Source organism: Streptomyces sp. NPDC051740 (genome assembly GCF_044453165.1).
Lineage (GTDB): Bacteria > Actinomycetota > Actinomycetes > Streptomycetales > Streptomycetaceae > Streptomyces > Streptomyces atrovirens.
Genome location: NZ_JBITCL010000012.1, coordinates 106587 through 126699, shown reverse-complemented (window position 1 = coordinate 126699; position 20113 = coordinate 106587). Strand labels below are relative to the sequence as shown.

Annotated in this window: 19 protein-coding genes; 5 read left to right on the top strand and 14 right to left on the bottom strand. The window is 72.5% G+C overall.

Features of this window, described 5'->3' with window-relative positions:
• Positions 1-3: 3 nt before the first annotated feature.
• From htpX to glnA, 3 genes are all read right to left on the bottom strand, one after another.
• Positions 4-921, bottom strand: a complete 918-nt coding sequence (htpX, locus tag ACIA6T_RS21270; protein WP_399448021.1) for a zinc metalloprotease HtpX — start codon at positions 919-921, stop codon at positions 4-6.
• 69 nt (positions 922-990) lie between these two features.
• Positions 991-1251 (bottom strand): hypothetical protein, encoded by a 261-nt coding sequence (locus ACIA6T_RS21265; RefSeq protein ID WP_399448020.1) that lies wholly within the window; start codon positions 1249-1251, stop codon positions 991-993.
• Positions 1252-1380: 129 nt separating this feature from the next.
• Positions 1381-2790, bottom strand: coding sequence for a type I glutamate--ammonia ligase (glnA, locus tag ACIA6T_RS21260; RefSeq protein ID WP_399448019.1), 1410 nt, complete (start codon positions 2788-2790; stop codon positions 1381-1383).
• A 210-nt stretch (positions 2791-3000) separates the two neighbouring features.
• Here glnA and ACIA6T_RS21255 point away from each other — a divergent pair, with 210 nt between their 5' ends.
• A complete protein-coding gene (locus tag ACIA6T_RS21255; protein ID WP_399448018.1) occupies positions 3001-3471 on the top strand; it encodes an RDD family protein in 471 nt (156 codons plus the stop codon).
• 81 nt (positions 3472-3552) lie between these two features.
• On the opposite strand, the gene ACIA6T_RS21250 is transcribed toward ACIA6T_RS21255, so the two are convergent.
• The 4 genes from ACIA6T_RS21250 to lipB form a co-directional block, all read right to left on the bottom strand.
• Positions 3553-4257, bottom strand: coding sequence for a DUF4191 domain-containing protein (locus ACIA6T_RS21250; RefSeq protein WP_073935628.1), 705 nt, complete (start codon positions 4255-4257; stop codon positions 3553-3555).
• Between the two features lie 37 nt (positions 4258-4294).
• Positions 4295-4525, bottom strand: coding sequence for a hypothetical protein (locus ACIA6T_RS21245; protein ID WP_399448017.1), 231 nt, complete (start codon positions 4523-4525; stop codon positions 4295-4297).
• Positions 4526-4780: 255 nt separating this feature from the next.
• Complete coding sequence (gene lipA, locus ACIA6T_RS21240) at positions 4781-5746, bottom strand: lipoyl synthase (protein ID WP_399448016.1); 966 nt, start codon at positions 5744-5746, stop codon at positions 4781-4783.
• Between the two features lie 130 nt (positions 5747-5876).
• Positions 5877-6674 carry a lipoyl(octanoyl) transferase LipB gene (lipB, locus tag ACIA6T_RS21235; protein ID WP_399448015.1) on the bottom strand — a complete coding sequence of 266 codons (798 nt, stop codon included), beginning with the start codon at positions 6672-6674 and terminating at the stop codon, positions 5877-5879.
• Positions 6675-6937: 263 nt separating this feature from the next.
• On the opposite strand from lipB, the gene ACIA6T_RS21230 reads away from it, so the two are divergent.
• Positions 6938-8392, top strand: a complete 1455-nt coding sequence (locus tag ACIA6T_RS21230; RefSeq protein WP_399448014.1) for a regulator — start codon at positions 6938-6940, stop codon at positions 8390-8392.
• A 271-nt stretch (positions 8393-8663) separates the two neighbouring features.
• On the opposite strand, the gene ACIA6T_RS21225 is transcribed toward ACIA6T_RS21230, so the two are convergent.
• Together ACIA6T_RS21225 and ACIA6T_RS21220 are read right to left on the bottom strand one after the other, a co-directional pair.
• Positions 8664-10067, bottom strand: a complete 1404-nt coding sequence (locus ACIA6T_RS21225) for an NAD(P)/FAD-dependent oxidoreductase (protein ID WP_399448013.1) — start codon at positions 10065-10067, stop codon at positions 8664-8666.
• Between the two features lie 398 nt (positions 10068-10465).
• Positions 10466-11368, bottom strand: a complete 903-nt coding sequence (locus ACIA6T_RS21220; RefSeq protein ID WP_399448012.1) for a TIGR01777 family oxidoreductase — start codon at positions 11366-11368, stop codon at positions 10466-10468.
• Between the two features lie 71 nt (positions 11369-11439).
• On the opposite strand from ACIA6T_RS21220, the gene ACIA6T_RS21215 reads away from it, so the two are divergent.
• Positions 11440-11925, top strand: a complete 486-nt coding sequence (locus ACIA6T_RS21215; protein ID WP_399448011.1) for a GNAT family N-acetyltransferase — start codon at positions 11440-11442, stop codon at positions 11923-11925.
• A 16-nt stretch (positions 11926-11941) separates the two neighbouring features.
• On the opposite strand, the gene ACIA6T_RS21210 is transcribed toward ACIA6T_RS21215, so the two are convergent.
• Positions 11942-13126, bottom strand: a complete 1185-nt coding sequence (locus ACIA6T_RS21210) for a MarP family serine protease (protein ID WP_399448010.1) — start codon at positions 13124-13126, stop codon at positions 11942-11944.
• A 198-nt stretch (positions 13127-13324) separates the two neighbouring features.
• On the opposite strand from ACIA6T_RS21210, the gene ACIA6T_RS21205 reads away from it, so the two are divergent.
• Both ACIA6T_RS21205 and ACIA6T_RS21200 read left to right on the top strand, forming a co-directional pair.
• Positions 13325-14251, top strand: a complete 927-nt coding sequence (locus ACIA6T_RS21205; RefSeq protein ID WP_399448009.1) for a peptidoglycan recognition protein — start codon at positions 13325-13327, stop codon at positions 14249-14251.
• Positions 14248-14424, top strand: coding sequence for a hypothetical protein (locus ACIA6T_RS21200; RefSeq protein ID WP_385058846.1), 177 nt, complete (start codon positions 14248-14250; stop codon positions 14422-14424). The genes ACIA6T_RS21205 and ACIA6T_RS21200 overlap by 4 nt, the downstream gene beginning before the upstream one ends.
• Before the next feature lie 13 nt (positions 14425-14437).
• Here ACIA6T_RS21200 and ACIA6T_RS21195 read toward each other — a convergent pair whose 3' ends face one another.
• The 4 genes from ACIA6T_RS21195 to ACIA6T_RS21180 form a co-directional block, all read right to left on the bottom strand.
• The gene (locus ACIA6T_RS21195; protein ID WP_399448126.1) at positions 14438-14956 is read right to left on the bottom strand and encodes a DUF4240 domain-containing protein; all 519 of its coding nucleotides are present in this window, start codon (positions 14954-14956) and stop codon (positions 14438-14440) included.
• Between the two features lie 304 nt (positions 14957-15260).
• Positions 15261-16235 (bottom strand): helix-turn-helix transcriptional regulator, encoded by a 975-nt coding sequence (locus ACIA6T_RS21190; RefSeq protein WP_399448008.1) that lies wholly within the window; start codon positions 16233-16235, stop codon positions 15261-15263.
• A gap of 60 nt (positions 16236-16295) precedes the next feature.
• A complete protein-coding gene (gene aceE / locus ACIA6T_RS21185; RefSeq protein WP_399448007.1) occupies positions 16296-19001 on the bottom strand; it encodes a pyruvate dehydrogenase (acetyl-transferring), homodimeric type in 2706 nt (901 codons plus the stop codon).
• A gap of 490 nt (positions 19002-19491) precedes the next feature.
• A complete protein-coding gene (locus tag ACIA6T_RS21180; protein WP_399448006.1) occupies positions 19492-20106 on the bottom strand; it encodes a TMEM175 family protein in 615 nt (204 codons plus the stop codon).
• Between the last annotated feature and the right edge of the window lie 7 nt (positions 20107-20113).

Here is a 20113-nt window from a genome sequence, read left to right as displayed (position 1 = left end):
CGCTCAGGGCTTCCCGGGCAGTGCCGCCTCACCCAGCTCCGCCGAGATACGGCCCAGCTGGTCGAGCCGCTGCTCCAGGCTGGGATGGGTGGCGAAGAACCGGCCGAGACCGGGCTCGGCACCGAAGGCGGGCGTGAAGTAGAACGCGTTGAAGGCCTGGGCCGTGCGCAGGTCCTTGGTCGGGATCCGGGCGATGTCGCCGGTGACCTTGGTGAGCGCGGACGCCAGTGCCGAAGGGCGCCCGGTGAGCAGGGCGGCGGCCCGGTCCGCCGCCAGCTCCCGGTACCGGGACAGGGCCCGGATCAGCAGGAAGCTGATCGCGTACACGGCCGCGGAGACGCCCATGACGACCGCCAGGACGGCCATGGTGTTCTGGTCCCGTCGGCCGCCGCCGAAGAGCTGCGAGTAGAAGGCGAAACGCACGATCAGCCCCGCGATCACGCCCAGGAAGGACGCGATCGTGACCACGGCGACGTCCTTGTGCGCCACGTGTGACAGCTCGTGCGCCAGCACGCCCTCCAGTTCGGCGGGCTCCAGCCGTCGCAGCAGCCCCGAGGTCACGCAGATCACGGCGTTGTCGGAATTCCGGCCCGTCGCGAACGCGTTCGGCATCTCCATCGCCGACACGGCGACCACCGGCTTGGGCATGTCGGCCAGTGCCGACAGCCGGTCGACCACTCCGTGCAGTTCCGGATAGTCGTCCCGCTCCACGATCCGGCCGCGCATCGCGAACAGTGCGATCCGGTCGGAGAACCAGTACTGCGCCCCGAACAACAGCGCCACGATCACCACGACCAGCACCCAGGACTTCAGCAGCGCGATCAGCGCGGCGACGAATCCCACATACAGCAGACCGAGCAGGAAAAGCGTGGTGCCCATCCGCACGGTCAGTCCCCGGTCGCTCCGGAAGCGGCTGCGCATCTGCCTCACCTCGCAGTCGGGCACTCGTCCCGATGTCCAGTGTGCACCTGCCCGGGCCCTGGAGAGGCCTCAGTAGGCCCCCCGGGAATTGACGTAGCCCAGCAGCACGATGACCGCGGCCACGCAGCCGAGCACCACCGCGGTCGACACCCACGACGAGCGGCCGGACGATCCCCTGTACTCCGGTTCGCCGCGGAACGGGACCGGTCCGGGCGGGTTGTCCTTCCAGCGGGCGGCGAGCATCCGGGCCCGGGCCGACGGCTCCTTGTGTGCGGCGCCGTCCGCCCACTTGATGTCGAACTCCCGCTCCTCGTCGTCCCGCTCGGACATCCCCGTGACCTTCTCTCGAACAGCAGTGTCAGACCAAGGATCCCTCTCCGGACGCGACGGGGGAAGATTTCCGGACACACGACGGCGCCCCCGCCCCGGAGAACCGGAGGCGGGGGCGCCGTGGCCCGATCACACGTCGAAGTACAGCTCGAACTCGTGCGGGTGCGGGCGGAGCTGGAGCGGGGCGATCTCGTTGGTGCGCTTGAAGTCGATCCACGTCTCGATCAGGTCCGGCGTGAAGACGTCGCCCTGGAGGAGGAACTCGTGGTCGGCCTCCAGGCGGTCGAGGACCGCGCCGAGGGAGGTCGGGACCTGGGCCACGTTCGCGTGCTCCTCGGGAGCCAGCTCGTAGAGGTCCTTGTCGATCGGCTCGGCCGGCTCGATCTTGTTCTTGACGCCGTCCAGGCCGGCCAGCAGCAGCGCCGAGAAGGCCAGGTACGGGTTGCCGGAGGCGTCCGGGGCGCGGAACTCCACGCGCTTGGCCTTCGGGTTGGAGCCGGTGATCGGGATGCGCATCGCGGCGGAGCGGTTGCGCTGCGAGTACACCAGGTTCACCGGGGCCTCGAAGCCCGGCACCAGACGGTGGTACGAGTTCACCGTCGGGTTGGTGAAGGCCAGCAGCGACGGCGCGTGCTTGAGGATGCCGCCGATGTAGTAGCGGGCCGTGTCCGACAGGCCGGCGTAGCCCTGCTCGTCGTAGAAGAGCGGCTCGCCGCCCGCCCACAGCGACTGGTGGACGTGCATGCCCGAGCCGTTGTCACCGAAGATCGGCTTCGGCATGAAGGTCGCGGTCTTGCCGTTGCGCCAGGCGACGTTCTTGATGATGTACTTGAAGAGCTGCAGGTCGTCGGCGGCGGCGAGCAGCGTGTTGAACCTGTAGTTGATCTCGGCCTGGCCGGCGGTGCCCACCTCGTGGTGCTGGCGCTCGACCTTCAGGCCGGACTTGGCCAGCTCCAGGGACATCTCGGCGCGCAGGTCGGCGAAGTGGTCGACCGGCGGGACCGGGAAGTAGCCGCCCTTGTAGCGGACCTTGTAACCGCGGTTGTCCTCCAGCGCACCGGTGTTCCAGGCGCCCGCCTCGGAGTCGATGTGGTAGAAGGACTCGTTCTCGGAGGTCTTGAAGCGGACGCTGTCGAAGACGTAGAACTCGGCCTCGGGACCGAAGTACGCGGTGTCCGCGATCCCGGTGGAGGCCAGGTACGCCTCGGCCTTCTTGGCCACGTTGCGCGGGTCGCGGGAGTAGGCCTCGCCCGTGATCGGGTCGTGGATGAAGAAGTTGATGTTCAGCGTCTTGTCACGGCGGAACGGGTCGACCCGGGCGGTCGACAGGTCCGCGCGCAGCGACATGTCGGACTCGTGGATGGCCTGGAAACCGCGGATCGACGATCCGTCGAACGCCAGCTCCTCGTCCGGGTCGAACGCCTCGGCAGGAATGGTGACGTGCTGCATCACACCCGGGAGGTCGCAGAACCGGACGTCGATGAACTTGACGTCCTCGTCCGCGAGGTACTTCTTGGCGTCGTCGGCGTTCTGGAACATCCAGCTCCTCCTACTCCCGACCGTCCCGCCGGGGTGGTAGATCGTTCGTGTGGCCGGTGCGACCGGCACACGCTCCCCTCGACCCTAGGGACGGGTCATTTCCCGGGCGTGACCCATTTGTTTCGCACAAGTTAACCGGGCTCTCTCCCACGGTAGCCCCGGCGCACCCCGCCGTCCTGTGGTCATATCCGGGCGCAGTACCGTGGACGGGTGGACAACAGGCAAGCAATCGGATCATGGCTCTCGGGGCCCCGCGCGGCCCTGGAGGACGCCGGTGCCGAGTTCGGCTACCGGGGCGAGCAGCTGGGGCTGCCGGAGAACGGACCGGGCTCGATCGCGGGACCCGGCCGCAGGCTCGGCGCCCTCGCCGTGGACTGGGGTCTGTGCGTCCTGATCGCATACGGTCTGATCACCGAGGGCTATGAGGGGCAGGCGACCAGCAACTGGGCGCTGCTGGTGTTCCTCGTGCTGAGCGTCCTCACCGTCGGCACGGTCGGCTTCACCCCCGGCAAGCGTCTGCTCGGGCTGCGGGTGGTCGCCCTCGGCAGCGGCCGGATCCAGCCGCTGCGCGGGCTGGTGCGCTCGGTGCTGCTGTGCCTGGCCGTCCCCGCCCTCGTCTGGGACCGTGACGGCCGCGGACTGCACGACCGGCTGGCCCGCACGGTCGAGGTGCGGATCTGACGGCCGCTTCCGACGGGACACGACGACGGGGGCGCCGGAATCCGATTCCGGCGCCCCCGTCGTCGTAGAGGAAAGGGTGGGTCAGCGGCCCCTCGGGCCGCCGCCCTTCGGCAGTCTCATGCCCTTGGGCATCGGGCCCTTCGGCAGCGGCATGTTGCTCATCAGGTCGCCCAGGGCGCGCAGCCGGTCGTTGGTCGCGGTGACCTGCGGACCGGTGAGCACGCGGGGCAGCTTGAGCATGGTCGTACGGACCTTCTTCAGCTCGACCTGGCCCTCGCCGGTGCCCACGATCAGGTCGTGCACCGGGACGTCCGCGACGATGCGGTTCATCTTCTTCTTCTCGGCGGCCAGCAGGCTCTTCACCCGGTTCGGGTTGCCCTCGGCGACCAGCACGATGCCGGCCTTGCCGACCGCGCGGTGCACCACGTCCTGGTTGCGGTTCATCGCCACCGCGGGGGTCGTCGTCCAGCCCCGGCCGATGTTGTCGAGCACGGCCGCGGCGGCGCCCGGCTGTCCCTCCATCTGCCCGAAGGCGGCCCGCTCGGCCCTGCGCCCGAAGACGATCGCCGTCGCGAGGAAGGCGAGCAGGAGGCCCAGGATGCCGAGATAGATGGGGTGCCCGATCAAGAAACCGATCGCAAGGAAGACACCGAAGGTGACGATTCCGACAGCCGCGAGTACAAGACCGATCTTCTTGTCGGCCCTGCGGGTCATCTTGTAGGTCAGGGCGATCTGCTTCAGTCGCCCGGGGTTCGCAGCGTCCGCTGCGGTTTCCTTCCTCGCCATGCCATGAAGTCTACGTGTCCCCGCGGGGGGCGGTAGGTCAGGGGCGGGTCGGCAGGGACGGAGCGCTCAGGGGCGGGGTGCCCGGGGTCTGGTCGAGGACGCGCTGCGCCTCGACCCGGTCCCTGGCGCGACGGCGGTCCTCCAGCACCGAGGTCCAGGCGTTGCGGCGGGCGGTGCGCTGGCCGCCGCTCATCAGCAGCGACTCGACGGCGCGCAGCGCGGTGGTGAAGGACGGGATGGCGGTGGCGCGGACGGGCGCGGCCTGCATGGTGGAGGTCTCCCTCGGTGCCGGCGGGTAGGGGTGTACGTGCTGTGATTCCAGGCTCACTGACTGGTGTTACCAGGGCGTGACCGGCCGGTCAAACAGGCATGAAGCCTCGGTGGGAGGGTCCGGAACGCCGACGCGGCCCCGACCTGTGCCCTCATCTGCGAGGACGGTCGGGACCGCGCGGTCTCGGCCATTACTGACCGGTAGGGCCTTGTGCGTGAATTCACACGCGCTCGGTCCGGGCTGCTGCGGGGCTCAGACGGCCTGCGAGGCCACGTACGCGCCCCGCTTCTCGACCGCCATCCGGTACAGGCGGCCGGCGCGGTACGAGGAGCGGACCAGCGGGCCGGACATCACACCGGAGAAGCCGATCTGCTCGGCCTCCTCCTTCAGCTCCACGAACTCCTGCGGCTTCACCCAGCGCTCCACGGGGTGGTGGCGCACGGAGGGCCGCAGGTACTGCGTGATGGTGACCAGCTCGCAGCCCGCGTCGTGCAGCTGCTTCAGCGCGTCGCTGACCTCCTCGCGGGTCTCGCCCATGCCGAGGATCAGGTTCGACTTGGTGACCAGGCCGTAGTCACGGGCGTCGGTGATGACCTTCAGGGAGCGGTCGTAGCGGAAGCCGGGGCGGATCCGCTTGAAGATCCGGGGGACCGTCTCGACGTTGTGCGCGAACACCTCGGGGCGGGAGGAGAAGACCTCCTCCAACTGCTCGGGGACCGCGTTGAAGTCGGGGGCGAGCAGCTCGACCTTGGTGCGGCCGTCCGCGCGCTCCGCCGTCTGCGCGTGGATCTGGCGCACGGTCTCCGCGTACAGCCAGGCGCCGCCGTCCTCCAGGTCGTCGCGGGCGACGCCGGTGATGGTGGCGTAGTTCAGGTCCATGGTGACGACCGACTCGCCCACGCGGCGCGGCTCGTCACGGTCCAGCGCCTCGGGCTTGCCGGTGTCGATCTGGCAGAAGTCGCAGCGCCGGGTGCACTGGTCGCCGCCGATGAGGAAGGTCGCCTCGCGGTCCTCCCAGCACTCGTAGATGTTCGGACAGCCGGCTTCCTGGCAGACCGTGTGCAGCCCCTCGCTCTTGACGAGGTTCTGCATCTTGGAGTACTCGGGGCCCATTTTCGCCCGGGTCTTGATCCACTCGGGCTTGCGCTCGATGGGGGTCTGGCTGTTGCGGACCTCCAGGCGCAGCATCTTGCGTCCGTCGGGTGCGACTGCGGACACGACCGGCTCCCTAGCGATTGATTCTTCGGCGTGCTCAAGGGTACGCCCGTTGATTTGAAACCCGGCGCGGGTGCCGGGGCCGCCGGGGCTGCCGCCCCAGGTCCCCGCTCCGGCCCTGGACGGGCTGTTTCTACGCCGGTGTCTTCTCGATGACCCGGGGCTTCGGTTCCGCGTTCTCCAGGATGTCCCGGAGGTGGCGTTCCGCCACGGGGAGCACCTCGGCGATCGTGATGTCGCGGCCCAGCTCGTTCGCCAGGGAGGCGACGCCCGCGTCGCGGATGCCGCACGGGATGATCCGGTCGAACCACTTGTTGTCGGGGTTCACGTTCAGCGCGAAGCCGTGCATGGTGACGCCCTTGGCCACCCGGATGCCGATCGCGGCGATCTTGCGGTCCTCGCGGCGCTGGCCGGCGTTGGAGGGCGCGTACTCCGGGCCGTTGAGGCGGGGGTCGAACTCGTCGTCGGTGAGCCGGGGGTCGAAGTCCAGGGAGAGTCCGCCGAGCGCGGGGCGCTGCTCCACCGGATCGCCCAGCACCCACACCCCGCTGCGGCCCTCGACCCGGGTGGTCTCCAGGCCGAACTCCGCGCAGGTGCGGATCAGGGCCTCCTCCAGGCGGCGGACGTGCGCGACCACGTCCACCGGGCGGGGCAGCTTCTGGATCGGGTAGCCCACGAGCTGGCCGGGGCCGTGCCAGGTGATCTTGCCGCCGCGGTCCACGTCGATGACCGGGGTGCCGTCGAGGGGGCGCTCGCTCTCCGCGGTGCGCCGGCCGGCCGTGTAGACCGGGGGGTGCTCCAGGAGGATCACGGTGTCGGGCACCTCGTCGGCGAACCGTGCCGCGTGCACCCGGCGCTGCTCGTCCCAGGCCAGCTGGTAGTCCACGGCCTCGGCCCCGAAGCCCATCCGCACGAACCGCAAATCGCTCATGGCGAAGCGCCTCCCTAGAAGGTCGTCAGGCACGAAACGCGCCCACGCCACTGTACGACCGTTCGAGCGGGGGCCGGCCGGGGGCCGGTCGGGGCCCGCTGTCAGCTTTGGGGCAATCCTCACACGATCGGATGAATGCTGGTCGAATTCTGCGATCAGGTGCTTACTCTCCGCTACATTCGCGCCGTCCGTGTGGCCATAAGGGCTGCTCACAGGCAATCCGGGCACCTCGCTCAGCCGGAAGGCAGGAGACCGCACCGCAGATGACGGAACGACCCGCGCAGCGCACCCCCAACCGACAGCTCGCCGCGCTCATCGCAGAAGCGGGGTTCTCCAACGCGGGACTCGCCCGTCGCGTGGACCAGCTCGGTCTCGAACACGGGCTCGACCTGAGATACGACAAGACGTCCGTCACCCGCTGGCTGCGCGGGCAGCAGCCCCGCGGTACGACACCGGCGCTGATCGCCGAGGTTTTCACCCGGCGCCTGGGGCGGCGGCTGACCGCCCAGGACCTGGGGCTGGACGCCTGTGCTCCGGTCTACGCGGGGCTGGAGTTCGCCGCCACCCCCGAGGAGGCCGTCGACATCGTCAGCGGGCTGTGGCGCAAGGACTCCGGCAGCCACGCCGAGCTGCGGAAGATCGCCTTCACCTCGGCGGGGCTGGTCGTGCCGAGCCGGGACTGGCTGATCGGGCGGGCGGACGAGAAGGTGGCCCGGGCGGAGCCGCCGGTACGGATCCCGGCGCAGGGCCGGCCGCCGCTCCGGCCGGCCGAACTGCTCACACGCCGGCGTGCCACGGCCGAACGCGGTCCGGGCCACCGGGTCACCGGCGGTGACATCGCGGCGCTGCGTTCGGTCGGCGAGCTGTTCCGCACGCTCGACGACGCGTACGGCGGCGGGCACGCCCGCCAGGCCCTCGTGCGGTACCTGGAGCACGAGTGCGAGCCGATGCTGCGCGGCACGTACGGCGAGCAGACCGGGCGCCGGCTGTTCGCGGCCGCCGCGGATCTGACGCGGCTGGCCGGGTGGACGTCGTACGACATCGCGGCGCACGGGCTCGCGCAGCGGTACTTCGTGCAGGCGCTGCGGCTGGCGCAGGCGGCGGGGGACCGGCCGTACGGTGCGTACGTCCTGGTCACCATGAGCCGGCAGGCCGTCTACCTCGGGCACGGGCGGGAGGCCGTGCAGCTCGCGCGGGTCGCCCAGCAGGGGGCGGGCGGGTCGGGCCCGCCGGTCGTGCAGGCGCTGCTGCACGCGGCCGAGGCGCGGGGGCACGGGGTGCTGGGGGAGGTGCGGGCCTGTACGGCGGCGCTGGTGCGCGCGGAGCGGGCGCTGGAGGGCGCGCGGCCCGGTGACGAGGTTCCGTACTGGGCGCGCTTCTTCGACGAGGCGCAGCTCGCCGACGAGTTCGGGCACTGCCACCGGGATCTGCAGCAGTTCCGGGCCGCCGCGCAGCACGCGGAGCGGTCGCTGCAGCTGCGGGCGCCGGGGTACGCCCGCAGCCGGCTCTTCTGCCGGGTGGTGCTGGCGACCGCCCGGCTCGGGCTGGGGGAGCTGGACCAGGCGTGCCAGCTGGCCGCCGAGGCGGCCGGGGCGGCGGCGGAGATGCGCTCGGTCCGAGCCGTCGAGTACGTCCGGGACTTCGAGCGCAGACTGGAGCCGTACCGGGACGCGGCCCCCGTACGCACGTACCGCGACAGGGTCGCGGCGTACGGCTGAACCCGCGCGGCATCCGCGGGGGCGGGCAGCCGCGCCGCCCCCCGGCGGGCAGTCGTGCCGCCTTTGCCTGCTCCGCCCCCCGGCGGGCAGCCGCGCCGCCCCCCGGCGGGCAGCCGTGCCGCCTTTGCCTGCTCCGCTCCCGCGGGCAGTCGTGCCGCTGGGGCGGCACGGGTGGGCGCGACGGCACCACGCAAGCGCCGGGCCGCGCGACCACCCCCGGCCCACACCCGCGCGGGGCACCCGCGAAGTGCCGCACCCGCCCCCCCCCGGCTCACGCCGCGCGAGCGCTCGGCACGGGCTCCGCCCGGTGCATCGACCGCCCCGCCCCCAGATCCGTCAGGATCGCCGCAGCCGCCCGGTGCGCCGAGTGCAACGCCCCCTGCACCGTCCCGGTGTCCCGGTGATCACCACACACGTACAGCCCCGCCAGCAACCGCACCGGCCGCCGCAGATCGTGCGGCGGCCGCATCACCGGCACCGCCTCCGCCGTGTGGTACACACCCAGCGTCTCCCAGCGCGCCGTCGACACCCCGTACAGCCGGGCCAGATGCATGCGTACGGCAGTGTCCACCCCCGGCACCGGAGGCCCCAGGACCGTCGAGCTGACCAGCGTGCGCCCGGCCGGGGCCCTGGACGGGTCGACCCGGCTGACGACCGCCGTGTGCGCCACCGGCCCGCCCCGCTCGGCGTCGAGCAGCAGCGAGGCACCGGTCCCCGGGACCTCGTCGACGCTGTGGTGCACCACCGTCACGGGGTGGAAGTCCGGCACCCGCAGCCCGGGCAGCAGCTCGGCGGCGGCCCGCGCCCCGGTCGCGATCAGCACCGCGCCGCACCGGAACTCCCCGTGCTCCGCGGTGGTCACCGAGGTCGTCGACACGGAGGTGACCCGCACCCCCGTGCGCACCGTGCCCGGCGGCAGCGTCCGCGCCAACTGCCGCGGCAGCGCCTCCGCACCGCCCTCCGGCGCACACAGCCGTCCGCTCGCGAACGCCCGCAGCGCCAGATCCGCGCACCGGCTGGACGTGGTGAGGTCCGGGTCGCACAGCAGGGCGGCGAGGAGAGGGCGCAGGAAGCCGTCGATGGTGCGGGCGGGCAGGCCCCGGGCCGGCAGCGCCTCGGCCGCCGTCGTCTCGGGCCGGGCCAGCAGCCGTTCCACCGGCGTGCCCGCGAGTTTGCTGAACGCGGCGCCCAGACGGGCCTGGTCGACCGCCGTGCCCAGGGGGGCGCCGGTGCGGCTGCGGGGCACGGACACCTGCCGTCCGGGCACGGCCACCGGCCTTCTGGGCCCGCCACCCGGCCGTGGGGCGCTCGCCAGGGCGCGCACGGCATGGAGCGCGCCCCTCGCGCTCCGCGCCCCCCTCGCGCCCGGCTGCACGCCCGCACGGTGGTGCCGTCCGTCGCTGTGCAGCAGGACACCGGGCGCGAAGGGCCGCAGCACCAGCCCGTCGAGGCCCGAGGCCGGCCGTAGTTCGGGATACGCCGTGGACAGCAGCCGTCCGATCCGGTCGAGCCGGAAACCGTCGACCTTCTCGGTCGCCATCCGGCCGCCCACCTCATGGGCGGCCTCCAGGACCAGGGTGGTGACTCCTGCGCTGGTCAGTCGTCGTGCCGCGGAGAGTCCGGCGACCCCGGCTCCCACGACGACGACGTCCGCCTGGTACGTGGGCTCAAGCACGTGCCCCTCCTCGAGGTTGCGCGGGCGCTGGAGACGTCATGCCCTCAACGGGCCCCGGGGATACCCGAGTTCGGATCGAGGTTAGGGCCGTGGCCGAGTGCCTGGTCAGTCGCGCATGGACAGAGCACGGGCGCACGACGGTCGCATACGCACGCCGGGTGGGCACGATGTGGTCGCAGAGGGCTCAGAGCCGGATCGGTTCCGGGCAGACCGTGGTCATGCGTGCGCACCTTCCCGCTTCTACGCGGGCGTGCCCTCCCGCTTCTCCGCGGGCCGGCCTTCCCGCCCGTGTGCCCTCCCGCATTCCCGTGGGCGTGCCCTCCCGCTTCTCCGCGGGCCGGCCTTCCCGCCCGTGTGCCCTCCCGCTTCTCCGCGGGCCCGCCTTCCCGCCCGCGCGCTCACAGCGCCGCCCGGACCGCCCCCTCGATCCGGGGGAACGCGAACCGGAAGCCTGACTCCAGCAGCCGTGCCGGCAGCACCCGGGCGCTGCCGAGGACGTCCCCGGCCATCTCCCCGAGCACCGTCCGCAGCACCGGTGCCGGCACCGCGAACACCGCCGGCCGGCGCAGCACGCGCGCCATCGCCCCGGTGATCTCACGGTTGGTCACCGGATGCGGCGCGGTCAGGTTGAACGGCCCGGACAGCCCCTCGGTGTCGAGGAGGTGGCGCAGGGCCGCCACCTCGTCGTGCAGGGCGATGAACGACCAGTACTGGCGCCCGTCGCCCATCCGTCCGCCCAGCCCGGCCCGGAAGAGGGGGAAGAGCCTGCCCCACGCCCCTCCCTCGCGCGCCACCACCAGCCCGGTGCGCGCGAACACCGTCCGTACGCCCGCCTCCCGCGCCGGTGCCGCGGCCGCCTCCCACTCGACGCACAGCTCCGGCAGGAAGCCCTCGCCCGGCGGCGCGCTCTCGTCCACCGTCCGGTCGCCGGTCTCGCCGTAGTAGCCGATCGCGCTGCCGTTGAGGAACACCCGGGGCCGTACGTCCTCGGGCAGCCCGGCGACGGCCTCGGCGAGCGCGGTCGTGCCCCCGACCCGGCTGGCCCTGATCCGCGCCTTGTACTCCGCCGTCCAGCGCCGGCTGCCGACCCCGGCGCCCGCCAGATTGACCACCGCGTCGCACCCGGCGAGACCGTCCGCGTCCACCGACCCGCGCTCCGGGTCCCACCGGACCTCGCCCGCCGCCCGCGGCGCGCGCCGCACCAGCCGGACCACCTCGTGCCCGTCCGCCGTCAGGGACCGGGCCAGCGCGCCACCGATGAGCCCGGACGCACCGGCCACCGCGATTCGGGAACGTTCCATGCCGTCCATCCTGCCCCTCGCGGCACGGAAATCACGGCCGGGCGACGCGAGCCGCCCGTACAGTGGCGCTCATGTCCGAGCCGTCCATACGTGTCGCCCGTCCCGACGACGAGGGGGAACTGGCCCGTCTCGACCGCGAGACCTGGTCCACCCTGCACGCCGTCACCCCGCGGCCGTCGTACGACTGGTTCTTCAGCGAGCGGTCCGGGCCCCGGGACCATCGTGTCGCCGAGCACGGGGGCCGGGTCGTGGGTTACGTCCGTCTCGGCTTCGCCACCGAACTCGCCAGCAACGCGCACGTACGGCAGATCCGCGGTCTCGCCGTCGCCGAGGAGGCGCGCGGTCTGGGCGTGGGGCGGGCCCTGGTGCGGGCCGCCGTCGCGGAGGCACGGGAGCGCGGCGCCCGCCGGATCACCCTGCGCGTGCTCGGCCACAACACCGCCGCCCGGGCGCTGTACGAGTCCGAGGGCTTCGTCGTGGAGGGCGTGCAGCCGGGGGAGTTCTTCGTCGGGGGCGAGTACGTCGACGACGTCATGATGGGCCGGTCGCTGCTCTGACCGGCCCTGACAGGGCCTACGAGGTCACCGGCTCCCCGGTGTCCACCGGCGCCGTCGCGTCCGCCGCGCGCTCGGCTTCGTCCGCCACCTCGTCCGCCGTCAGCACGTAACCGGTCTCCGCGTCCGAGGTGGAACGCGCGAACACCACGCCGTACACCCGGCCCTCGGTGGTCAGCAGCGGGCCGCCGGAGTTGCCGGGGCGGACGGTCGAGCGGATCGAGTAGATCTCGCGGGTGACCACCGCGTCGTTGTAGATGTTCTGCCCCCGGGCCTGGAGCCGGCCGGCGACCGTCGCCGCCTGCAGGTTGAGGTCGCCGTCCTGCGGGTAGCCCGCGACGACCGCCGAGTCGCCGCGGCCGGCGTCGTCGTCGAACTCCAGGACGGGAGCCCGCAGCTCCGGCACGTACAGCACGGCCACGTCCTTGCGCGGGTCGAAGAGCACCACCCGTGCCTCGTACGTCCGTCCCACCCCGCCCACGCGCACGGTCGGCCCGTCGATGCCGGCCACCACATGGGCGTTGGTCATCACGTGCTCCGTCGCGTACACGAAGCCGCTGCCCTCGCGGCCCTGGGTGCCCGTCACGCCCTCGACCTTCACCGTGCCGCGCTGCGCGGCCCGGGTGGCCGCCGCGGTGACGCTGTCGCCGGTGGGCGCGGCGACCTCGGCGGTCGACTCGTTCTCGAACGGGTTGAAGACCTGCGGGAAACCCGCCTCGGTCAGCGCCGACGTGGCCCGGGAGAACCAGCCCGGGGTGGTGTCCGGCATCACGTCCTGCACCGCGCCCAGCAGCCGCGAGTCCCGGATCGCCGACGTCACCAGCGGGGAGGAGGAGGCGCCCAGCACACTCGCCACCACCCACGCCACGATCAGCACGGCCACCGAGTTGGCCACCGCCCCGCCGGCCCCGTCCGCCACCCGCAGCGGGCCCCGGTCCAGCTCCCGCCGCAGTCTGAGCGCCAGCCGTCCCGCCAGCTCGTGGCCCGTCACGGCCGGCAGCAGCACCGTGAACACGGCCGTCACCGTCGCCCGGGTCGTCCCCGGCGTCACCAGGTCCATCACCCACGGCAGGATCCACACGCCCACGACCGCACCGCCCACGAAACCGGCCAGCGAGACACAGCCCGCCAGCAGCCCGCGCCGGTAACCGGACGCCGCGTAGGCCAGGACGACCAGCAACAGCAGGATGTCGAGCAGGTCCACGCACGCCGCCTTTCTCTCGGGACCACCGGCCCATCAGTACGTGGGGGAGGGGCCCGGTGATCAGCCACGCGCGCGACGGCCGCGGGAATGCGGCCACGCGCGCGTGTACCCGGGAGAACGTCGCGGACCGAGACGATGGTTCCACCGGGTGGCGCAGCACGGATCGCGGACCCGGGAGGACCTGCCCACAGTGGGACCATGCGTGTCCCCAGGAGACCGCGCGGAGCGCGGAGACGCCGCTCCCCCCGGATACCCGGCGGGCCCGGCTCCCCGCGCCTGCCGCGGGCCGTCACGGCGCCGCTCGGCTGTCTGCCGGGCGTGGCCGCCGCGGTCGCCCTGGTGCTGTGCGCCTACGGCGTCGAGCACGCCGCGGAGAACTCCGCCGCGCGCGGCGCCGCGCGGGCCGCGGCCGCCCATCGGGCGCCGGCGCCGGCCGTCGTACCCCGCTCCGTCTGGCTGGGCGACACCGAGCGGGAACAGCCGCCGCCGCGCTACGACGACGAGGTCGTCGCCGTCTTCGTCCACCACACCGACTCGCCCAACGGCTACGACTGCGCCGACGCCCCCGGCATCATCCGGGGCCTGTACGAAGGACAGACCGGCGCCCGCGACTGGGACGACCTCGGCTACAACTTCGTCGTCGACCGCTGCGGCACCGTCTACGAGGGCCGCGCGGGCGGCACCGACCGCCCCGTCACCGGCGCCCACACCCAGGGCTTCAACCACCGCACCACCGGGATCGCCGCCCTCGGCACCTTCACCGAGGGGGCGGAGGTGCCGCAGGCGATGCTGCGCGCGATCGCCGCCGTGGCCGCCTGGAAGCTCGGCACGTCCGGCACCGACCCGCGCGCCGACGTCCGGCTGGTCTCCAGCAACGGCGGCAGCCGCTACGCGGCCGGCACCACCGCCGTCCTGCCCACCGTCGCCGGCCACAGCGACGGCTACATGACCGACTGCCCGGGCGCCGCCCTCAAGGCCCGCCTCCCGGAGATCAGGACCCTGGCGGCCCGCCTCCAGGGACGCGGGACCGGGGAGACCGTGCCCGACGACACCCAGACCGCCGTACGGAACGACAACGACACACGGAACACACGCAACACACGGAACGAAGAGCAGGTCCCATGAACGACACGCCCGACCGAAGTACCACCTGGGCGGACGCCCTGCGCCGCCCCTGGACGGCCCTGTGCGCCGCAGCCGCCGTCGTCCTGGGCCCGGCGGCCCACACCGCCGCCGCCCTCATGCAGGCCAACGCCGCGCCCCTGCGCCACGCGCCGAGCCCTCACCGGCGCCTGTGACCGAGCCCGCCGCTCAGCCCCCGAACCGCTCCCACAGCCGCGGGTAGCGTTCGGCGAGCAGGGCCTCGTTCTCGAAGTCGAGCGGCGTGCCCTCCGGCTCCGCGGGAGCCGGGGGCAGGTCGAGGTCGGGCGCCACCGTCCCGGTGAGCTGCTCGTACGCCTCGTCCGCCGCGTAACCGAGGTCCTCGCCGTCGCCGTCGACCTCCTCGTCGAAGTCGTCCAGCAGGCCGGCCAGCGCGTCCGGGTCGTGCAGCGCCCCCTCGAACACCTCCCGGCCCTGGCCGATCAGCCAGCACCGGAAGTAGTCGAAGGCGTCGTCGCTCGCCCCGTCCAGCAGCACCCAGGCGGCGCCCCACAGATCCCAGTGGTAGGCGCGGTGGTACCGGGACTCGAAGTGACGGGCGAAGTCCAGAACCGCCTCCGGGTCCAGCCGCAGCAGCCGCTCCACCAACAGATCGGCCTGCTCCTCGGGATCACCCCCGGCGTCCTCACGGGCGGCGTCCACCAGCTCCCAGAACTCCGTCTCGTCCATCACGAGGACAAGCATCGACCCTACGCCGCACAGACGCACCCGCAGCGCACAAGGGGATGCGCGAAGGGGCGCGGGGCCGTGTCGACATGCGGCTCCGCCGCGTGGGCGCACAGAGGGGCGCGGGGCTGTGTCGACATGCGGCTCCGCCGCGTGGGCGCACAGAGGGGCGCGGGGAACTGCGCACGGGGGTCTGGGGGCGAAGCCCCCAGGGACGGGAAGGGAAGGGGCGGCGGGGGCGAAAACCCCGGAGGGCACTCTCCCGCACCAGGGAATCGAAAAGGGCCCCCCTTTCAGCACCGTGTTCTCAGCACCCGTACAGCTCCGCCAGCCGCACGGCCCCCGCCACGAACCGCTCCCGCAGGGACGGCGGCGCCAGCACCTCCACCTCCGCCCCCAACGCCGTCAGCTGCTCATGGGCGACCTCCTCGGACTCCACCGGCAGAGTCACCGTCACCCACCCGCCCCCGTCCGGCTCCCCCGCCCGCTCCAACGCCTCCCGCGCCGCGACCGCGTCCACGGCGCAGGGCAGCCGACGCACCCCCTCCGCCGACAGCCGCACCACGACCTCCGCCCGCAGGATCGACCGCGCGAACTGCTCCGCCCGCTCCCCCCAGAACGCCGGCAGATCGAAGTCCTCCGCCCGCTCGAAACGCTCCGCGCCCGCCTCCACCGCCGTGAACCGGTCGATCCGGTACACCCGGAAGGACCCCCGCCCGGAAACCCGCGCACACAGGTACCAGACCCCCGCCTTGAGCACGAGCCCGTACGGCTCCAGCTCCCGCTCCACCTCGCCGCCGTCACGCCGGTACCGGGCGGTGACCCGCCGGTCGTCCCACACGGCGTCCGCGACCGCCGGCAGCAGCTCAGGCGTGTCCGGCTCGTGGAACCAGTTCGGCGCGTCCAGATGAAACCGCTGCGCCGCCGTACGGGAGGCGTCCCGCAGGGACGGCAGCAAGGCCGCCGACACCTTCAGCCGGGCCGCCGACGCCGCGTCCTCCAGCCCCATCTCACGCAGCGCCCCCGGCACCCCGGACAGGAACAGCGCCTCCGCCTCCCCGCGCGCCAGCCCCGTCAGCCGCGTCCGGTACCCGCCGACCAGCCGGTAGCCCCCGATCCGCCCCCGGTCCGCGTACACCGGCACCCCGGCCTCCGACAGCGCCTGCGCGTCCCGGGTGACCGTCCGCTCCGACACCTCCAGCTCCCGTGCCAGCTCGGCGGCGGTCATGGAGGGCCGGGACTGGAGCAGCAGCACCATCTTGATCAGCCGGGCAGCGCGCATGCGCCCATCATGCAAGAAGCCCCCGCCGAGTAGGCGGGGGCCTCCTGCATGATCAAGCCGTCACAGGCCGTACTTCGCGCGCGCTTCCTTCACGGACGCGGCCTGGACCTCACCACGGCGGGCGAGCTGCGCCAGGGCCGCGACGACGATCGACTCGGCGTCGACACCGAAGTGGCGGCGGGCCGCGTCACGGGTGTCCGACAGACCGAAGCCGTCGGCGCCCAGCGACGAGTAGTCCTGCTCGACCCACTGCGCGATCTGGTCCGGGACCTGGCGCATGTAGTCGGAGACCGCGAGCACCGGACCCTCGGCGCCCTGCAGCGCCTGCCGGACGAACGGCACCCGGTCCTCGCCGCGCAGCAGCGCCTCGTCCGCCTCCATGGCGTCCCGGCGCAGCTCGGTCCACGAGGTGGCGGACCACACGTCGGCGGCCACGCCCCACTCCTCGGCGAGCAGCTTCTGCGCCTTCAGCGCCCAGTGGATCGCCGTACCGGAGCCGAGGAGCTGGATCCGCGGCGCGTTCGCGGCCGGGGACAGGCCCGCGGACTCCGCCGTGTTGAAGCGGTACAGGCCCTTGACGATGCCCTCGTCGACACCGGCGGCCGACGGCTTGGCGGGCTGCGGCAGCGGCTCGTTGTAGACCGTCAGGTAGTAGAAGACGTTCTGGTCCTCGTCCGGCAGGGCCTCGCCGAACATCCGGCGCAGACCCTCCTTGACGATGACGCCGATCTCGTACGCGAACGCCGGGTCGTACGTCAGTGCCGCCGGGTTGGTCGCGGCGATGACCGGCGAGTGGCCGTCGGCGTGCTGCAGGCCCTCGCCCGTCAGCGTCGTACGGCCGGCCGTGGCGCCGACCAGGAAGCCGCGGCCGAGCTGGTCGCCGAGCTGCCACATCTGGTCGCCGGTGCGCTGCCAGCCGAACATCGAGTAGTAGATGTAGAACGGGATCATCGTCTCGCCGTGCGTCGCGTACGACGTCGAGGCGGCGACGAACTCGGCCATGGCACCGGCCTCGGTGATGCCCTCGTTGAAGATCTGGCCGTTCTTGGCTTCCTTGTAGTACATGAGCTGGTCGCGGTCGACCGGCTCGTACGTCTGGCCCATCGGCGAGTAGATGCCGAGGGACGGGAAGAGGCTCTCCATGCCGAAGGTGCGCGCCTCGTCGGGGACGATCGGCACCCAGCGCCTGCCGGTCTCCTTGTCGCGGACCAGGTCCTTGACCAGGCGGACGAACGCCATGGTGGTGGCCACGTTCTGCGAGCCGGAGCCCTTGTCGAAGGCGGCGAACGCCTTGTCGGCGGGCTGGGGCAGCGGGGCCACCGGGTGCACGCGGCGGGCCGGGGCCGGACCGCCGAGGGCGGCACGGCGCTCCTGGAGGTAACGGACCTCGGGGGAGTCGGCGCCCGGGTGGACGTAGGGGACCTGGCCGTCGACGAACTGGGCGTCCGAGATCGGCAGTTCGAGCCGGTCGCGCATCGCCTTGAACTCGTCCACCGTCAGCTTCTTCATCTGGTGGTTGGCGTTCTTGGAGGCGAAGCCCTCACCGAGGGTGTGTCCCTTGACCGTCTGTGCCAGGATCACGGTCGGCGCGCCCTTGTGGGCGAGCGCGGCCTTGTACGCGGCGTACACCTTGCGGGACTCGTGGCCGCCGCGCGAGAGGTGGAAGCACTCGAGGATCTTGTCGTCGCCCAGCAGCTTCGCCATCTCGACGAGCGCCGGGTCCTTGCCGAAGAAGTCCTCGCGGATGTAGGCGGCGTCGCGCGTCTGGTACGTCTGCACCTGCGCGTCGGGTACCTCGCGGAGGCGTCGTACGAGGGCGCCGGTGGTGTCGAGCCGGAACAGCTCGTCCCACGCCGTGCCCCACAGGGTCTTGATGACGTTCCAGCCGGCGCCGCGGAACTGGGCCTCCAGCTCCTGCACGATCTTGAAGTTGGCGCGGACCGGACCGTCGAGGCGCTGCAGGTTGCAGTTGATGACGAAGGTCAGGTTGTCGAGCTGCTCGCGGGAGGCGAGGGTGAGCGCGGTCGTCGACTCGGGCTCGTCCATCTCGCCGTCGCCGAGGAACGCCCACACGTGGGAGTCGGAGACGTCCTTGATGCCGCGGCTGGTCAGATAGCGGTTGAAGCGCGCCTGGTAGATCGCGGAGATGGGGCCGAGGCCCATCGACACGGTCGGGAACTCCCACAGCCAGGGGAGGCGGCGCGGGTGCGGGTACGACGGCAGGCCGTTGCCGCCCGCCTCGCGGCGGAAGTTGTCGAGCTGCTCCTCGCCGATCCGGCCGTCGAGGAAGGCGCGGGCGTAGATGCCGGGGGAGGCGTGGCCCTGGATGTAGAGCTGGTCGCCGGAGCCGTCACCCTCCTTGCCGCGGAAGAAGTGGTTGAAGCCGGTCTCGTACAGCCAGGCCGCGGAGGCGAAGGTGGCGATGTGGCCGCCGACGCCGTACTTGCTGCCGCGGGTCACCATGGCCGCCGCGTTCCAGCGGTTCCAGGCGGTGATCCGCTGCTCCAGCGCCTCGTCGCCGTCCACGGCGGGCTCGGCGGCGGTGGGGATGGTGTTGACGTAGTCCGTCTCGAGGAGCTTCGGCAGCGCGAGGCCGGCTCCCTCGGCACGCTCCAGCGTGCGGCGCATCAGGTACGCGGCACGGTGCGGCCCGGCCGCCTCGGTGACGGCGTCCAGGGAGGCCTGCCACTCGGCGGTCTCCTCGGGGTCGCGGTCCGGGAGCTGGTCGAGCTCGCTCGGCTGGATGGCGTTGGGGTCGGTCGTCATGTCGCCGCCTTCCTCAGTCGAAGGGGGGTGCCCTTGTGTCTTTGGCAGGACAGGGCGGAGGGCTCGGGTGCAAGCCCGCTGGCGACTGTAACTCGCTGATCGATGATCGATCAAAGGGTTGAGGGGCAAAATCTCTCGATCCCGAGAAAGTCGGCACCCGGTGCCTCCGGCGGTGGCACGGGGTGACTGTCCAGTCGGGGGGTTTGCGCAGGTGAGACGCGGTGGCCGCGAACGAGCATCCGGGCGTGCGCCCTGCCTTTCTCTCGCCCCCGCCGCCCCGTCCCTCCCCCACTCTCGACTTCGCTCGAGCGGGAGGTACCCCCATCGTCCTCAAGGGGCGCTGCCCCTTTGACCCCGATGTGCGGGTGGGTGGGTGGTTGCTCGCGCAGTTCCCCGCGCCCCTGAAGGGGCGCGGGGAACTGCGCGAGGGGGGCTGGGGGCGCAGCCCCCAGGGACGGGAAGGGGCGGCGGGGGCGAAGAAAAGGAGCGGTCACTCCGACCGGGCGTTCTCGCGCCGGCCCAGCCACACCTTCACCGGCACCAGCACCAGCCACCACCACATGGCGGCGGGCCCGACGGCCAGGGCGAGCGGGACGGTCACCAGGAAAACCGCCACCGTCGCCCCCAGGTCGACGGCGTAGAGCACCTCGTCCCGCACGGGTGCGGCTCCGCCGCGCAGCCGGGGGCGCCGGGCGACGAGGACGGCCAGCGCCAGGTGGACGGCGCCGAGCGAAGCCACCGTCACCGCGTAGATGATCACCGAGACGCTTTCGTCGCCGTACTCGGAGACCAGCGCGGTCGGGAACGGCAGCAGTGCCGCGAGGCCCAGACCGAGCACGGTCAGCGAGATCACCTGCCCGTCCACCTGCCGGACCGTGCGGAAGATCGCCCGGTGGTCGCGCCAGAAGCCGCCCAGCACCGCCAGGCTGATCCCGTAGGCGCCCAGGTTGGGCAGCAGGTCGCTCAGGGCCTGGTGGAGCTCCTCGGAGTCCAGCCCCTGCGGCACGGAGATGTCCAGGACCAGCAGGGTGATGGCGATGGCGAACACGCCGTCGGCGAGCGCGACCAGCCGCTCGGGCCCGCCTTCGGGGGTCGGATTCCTCATGCACACG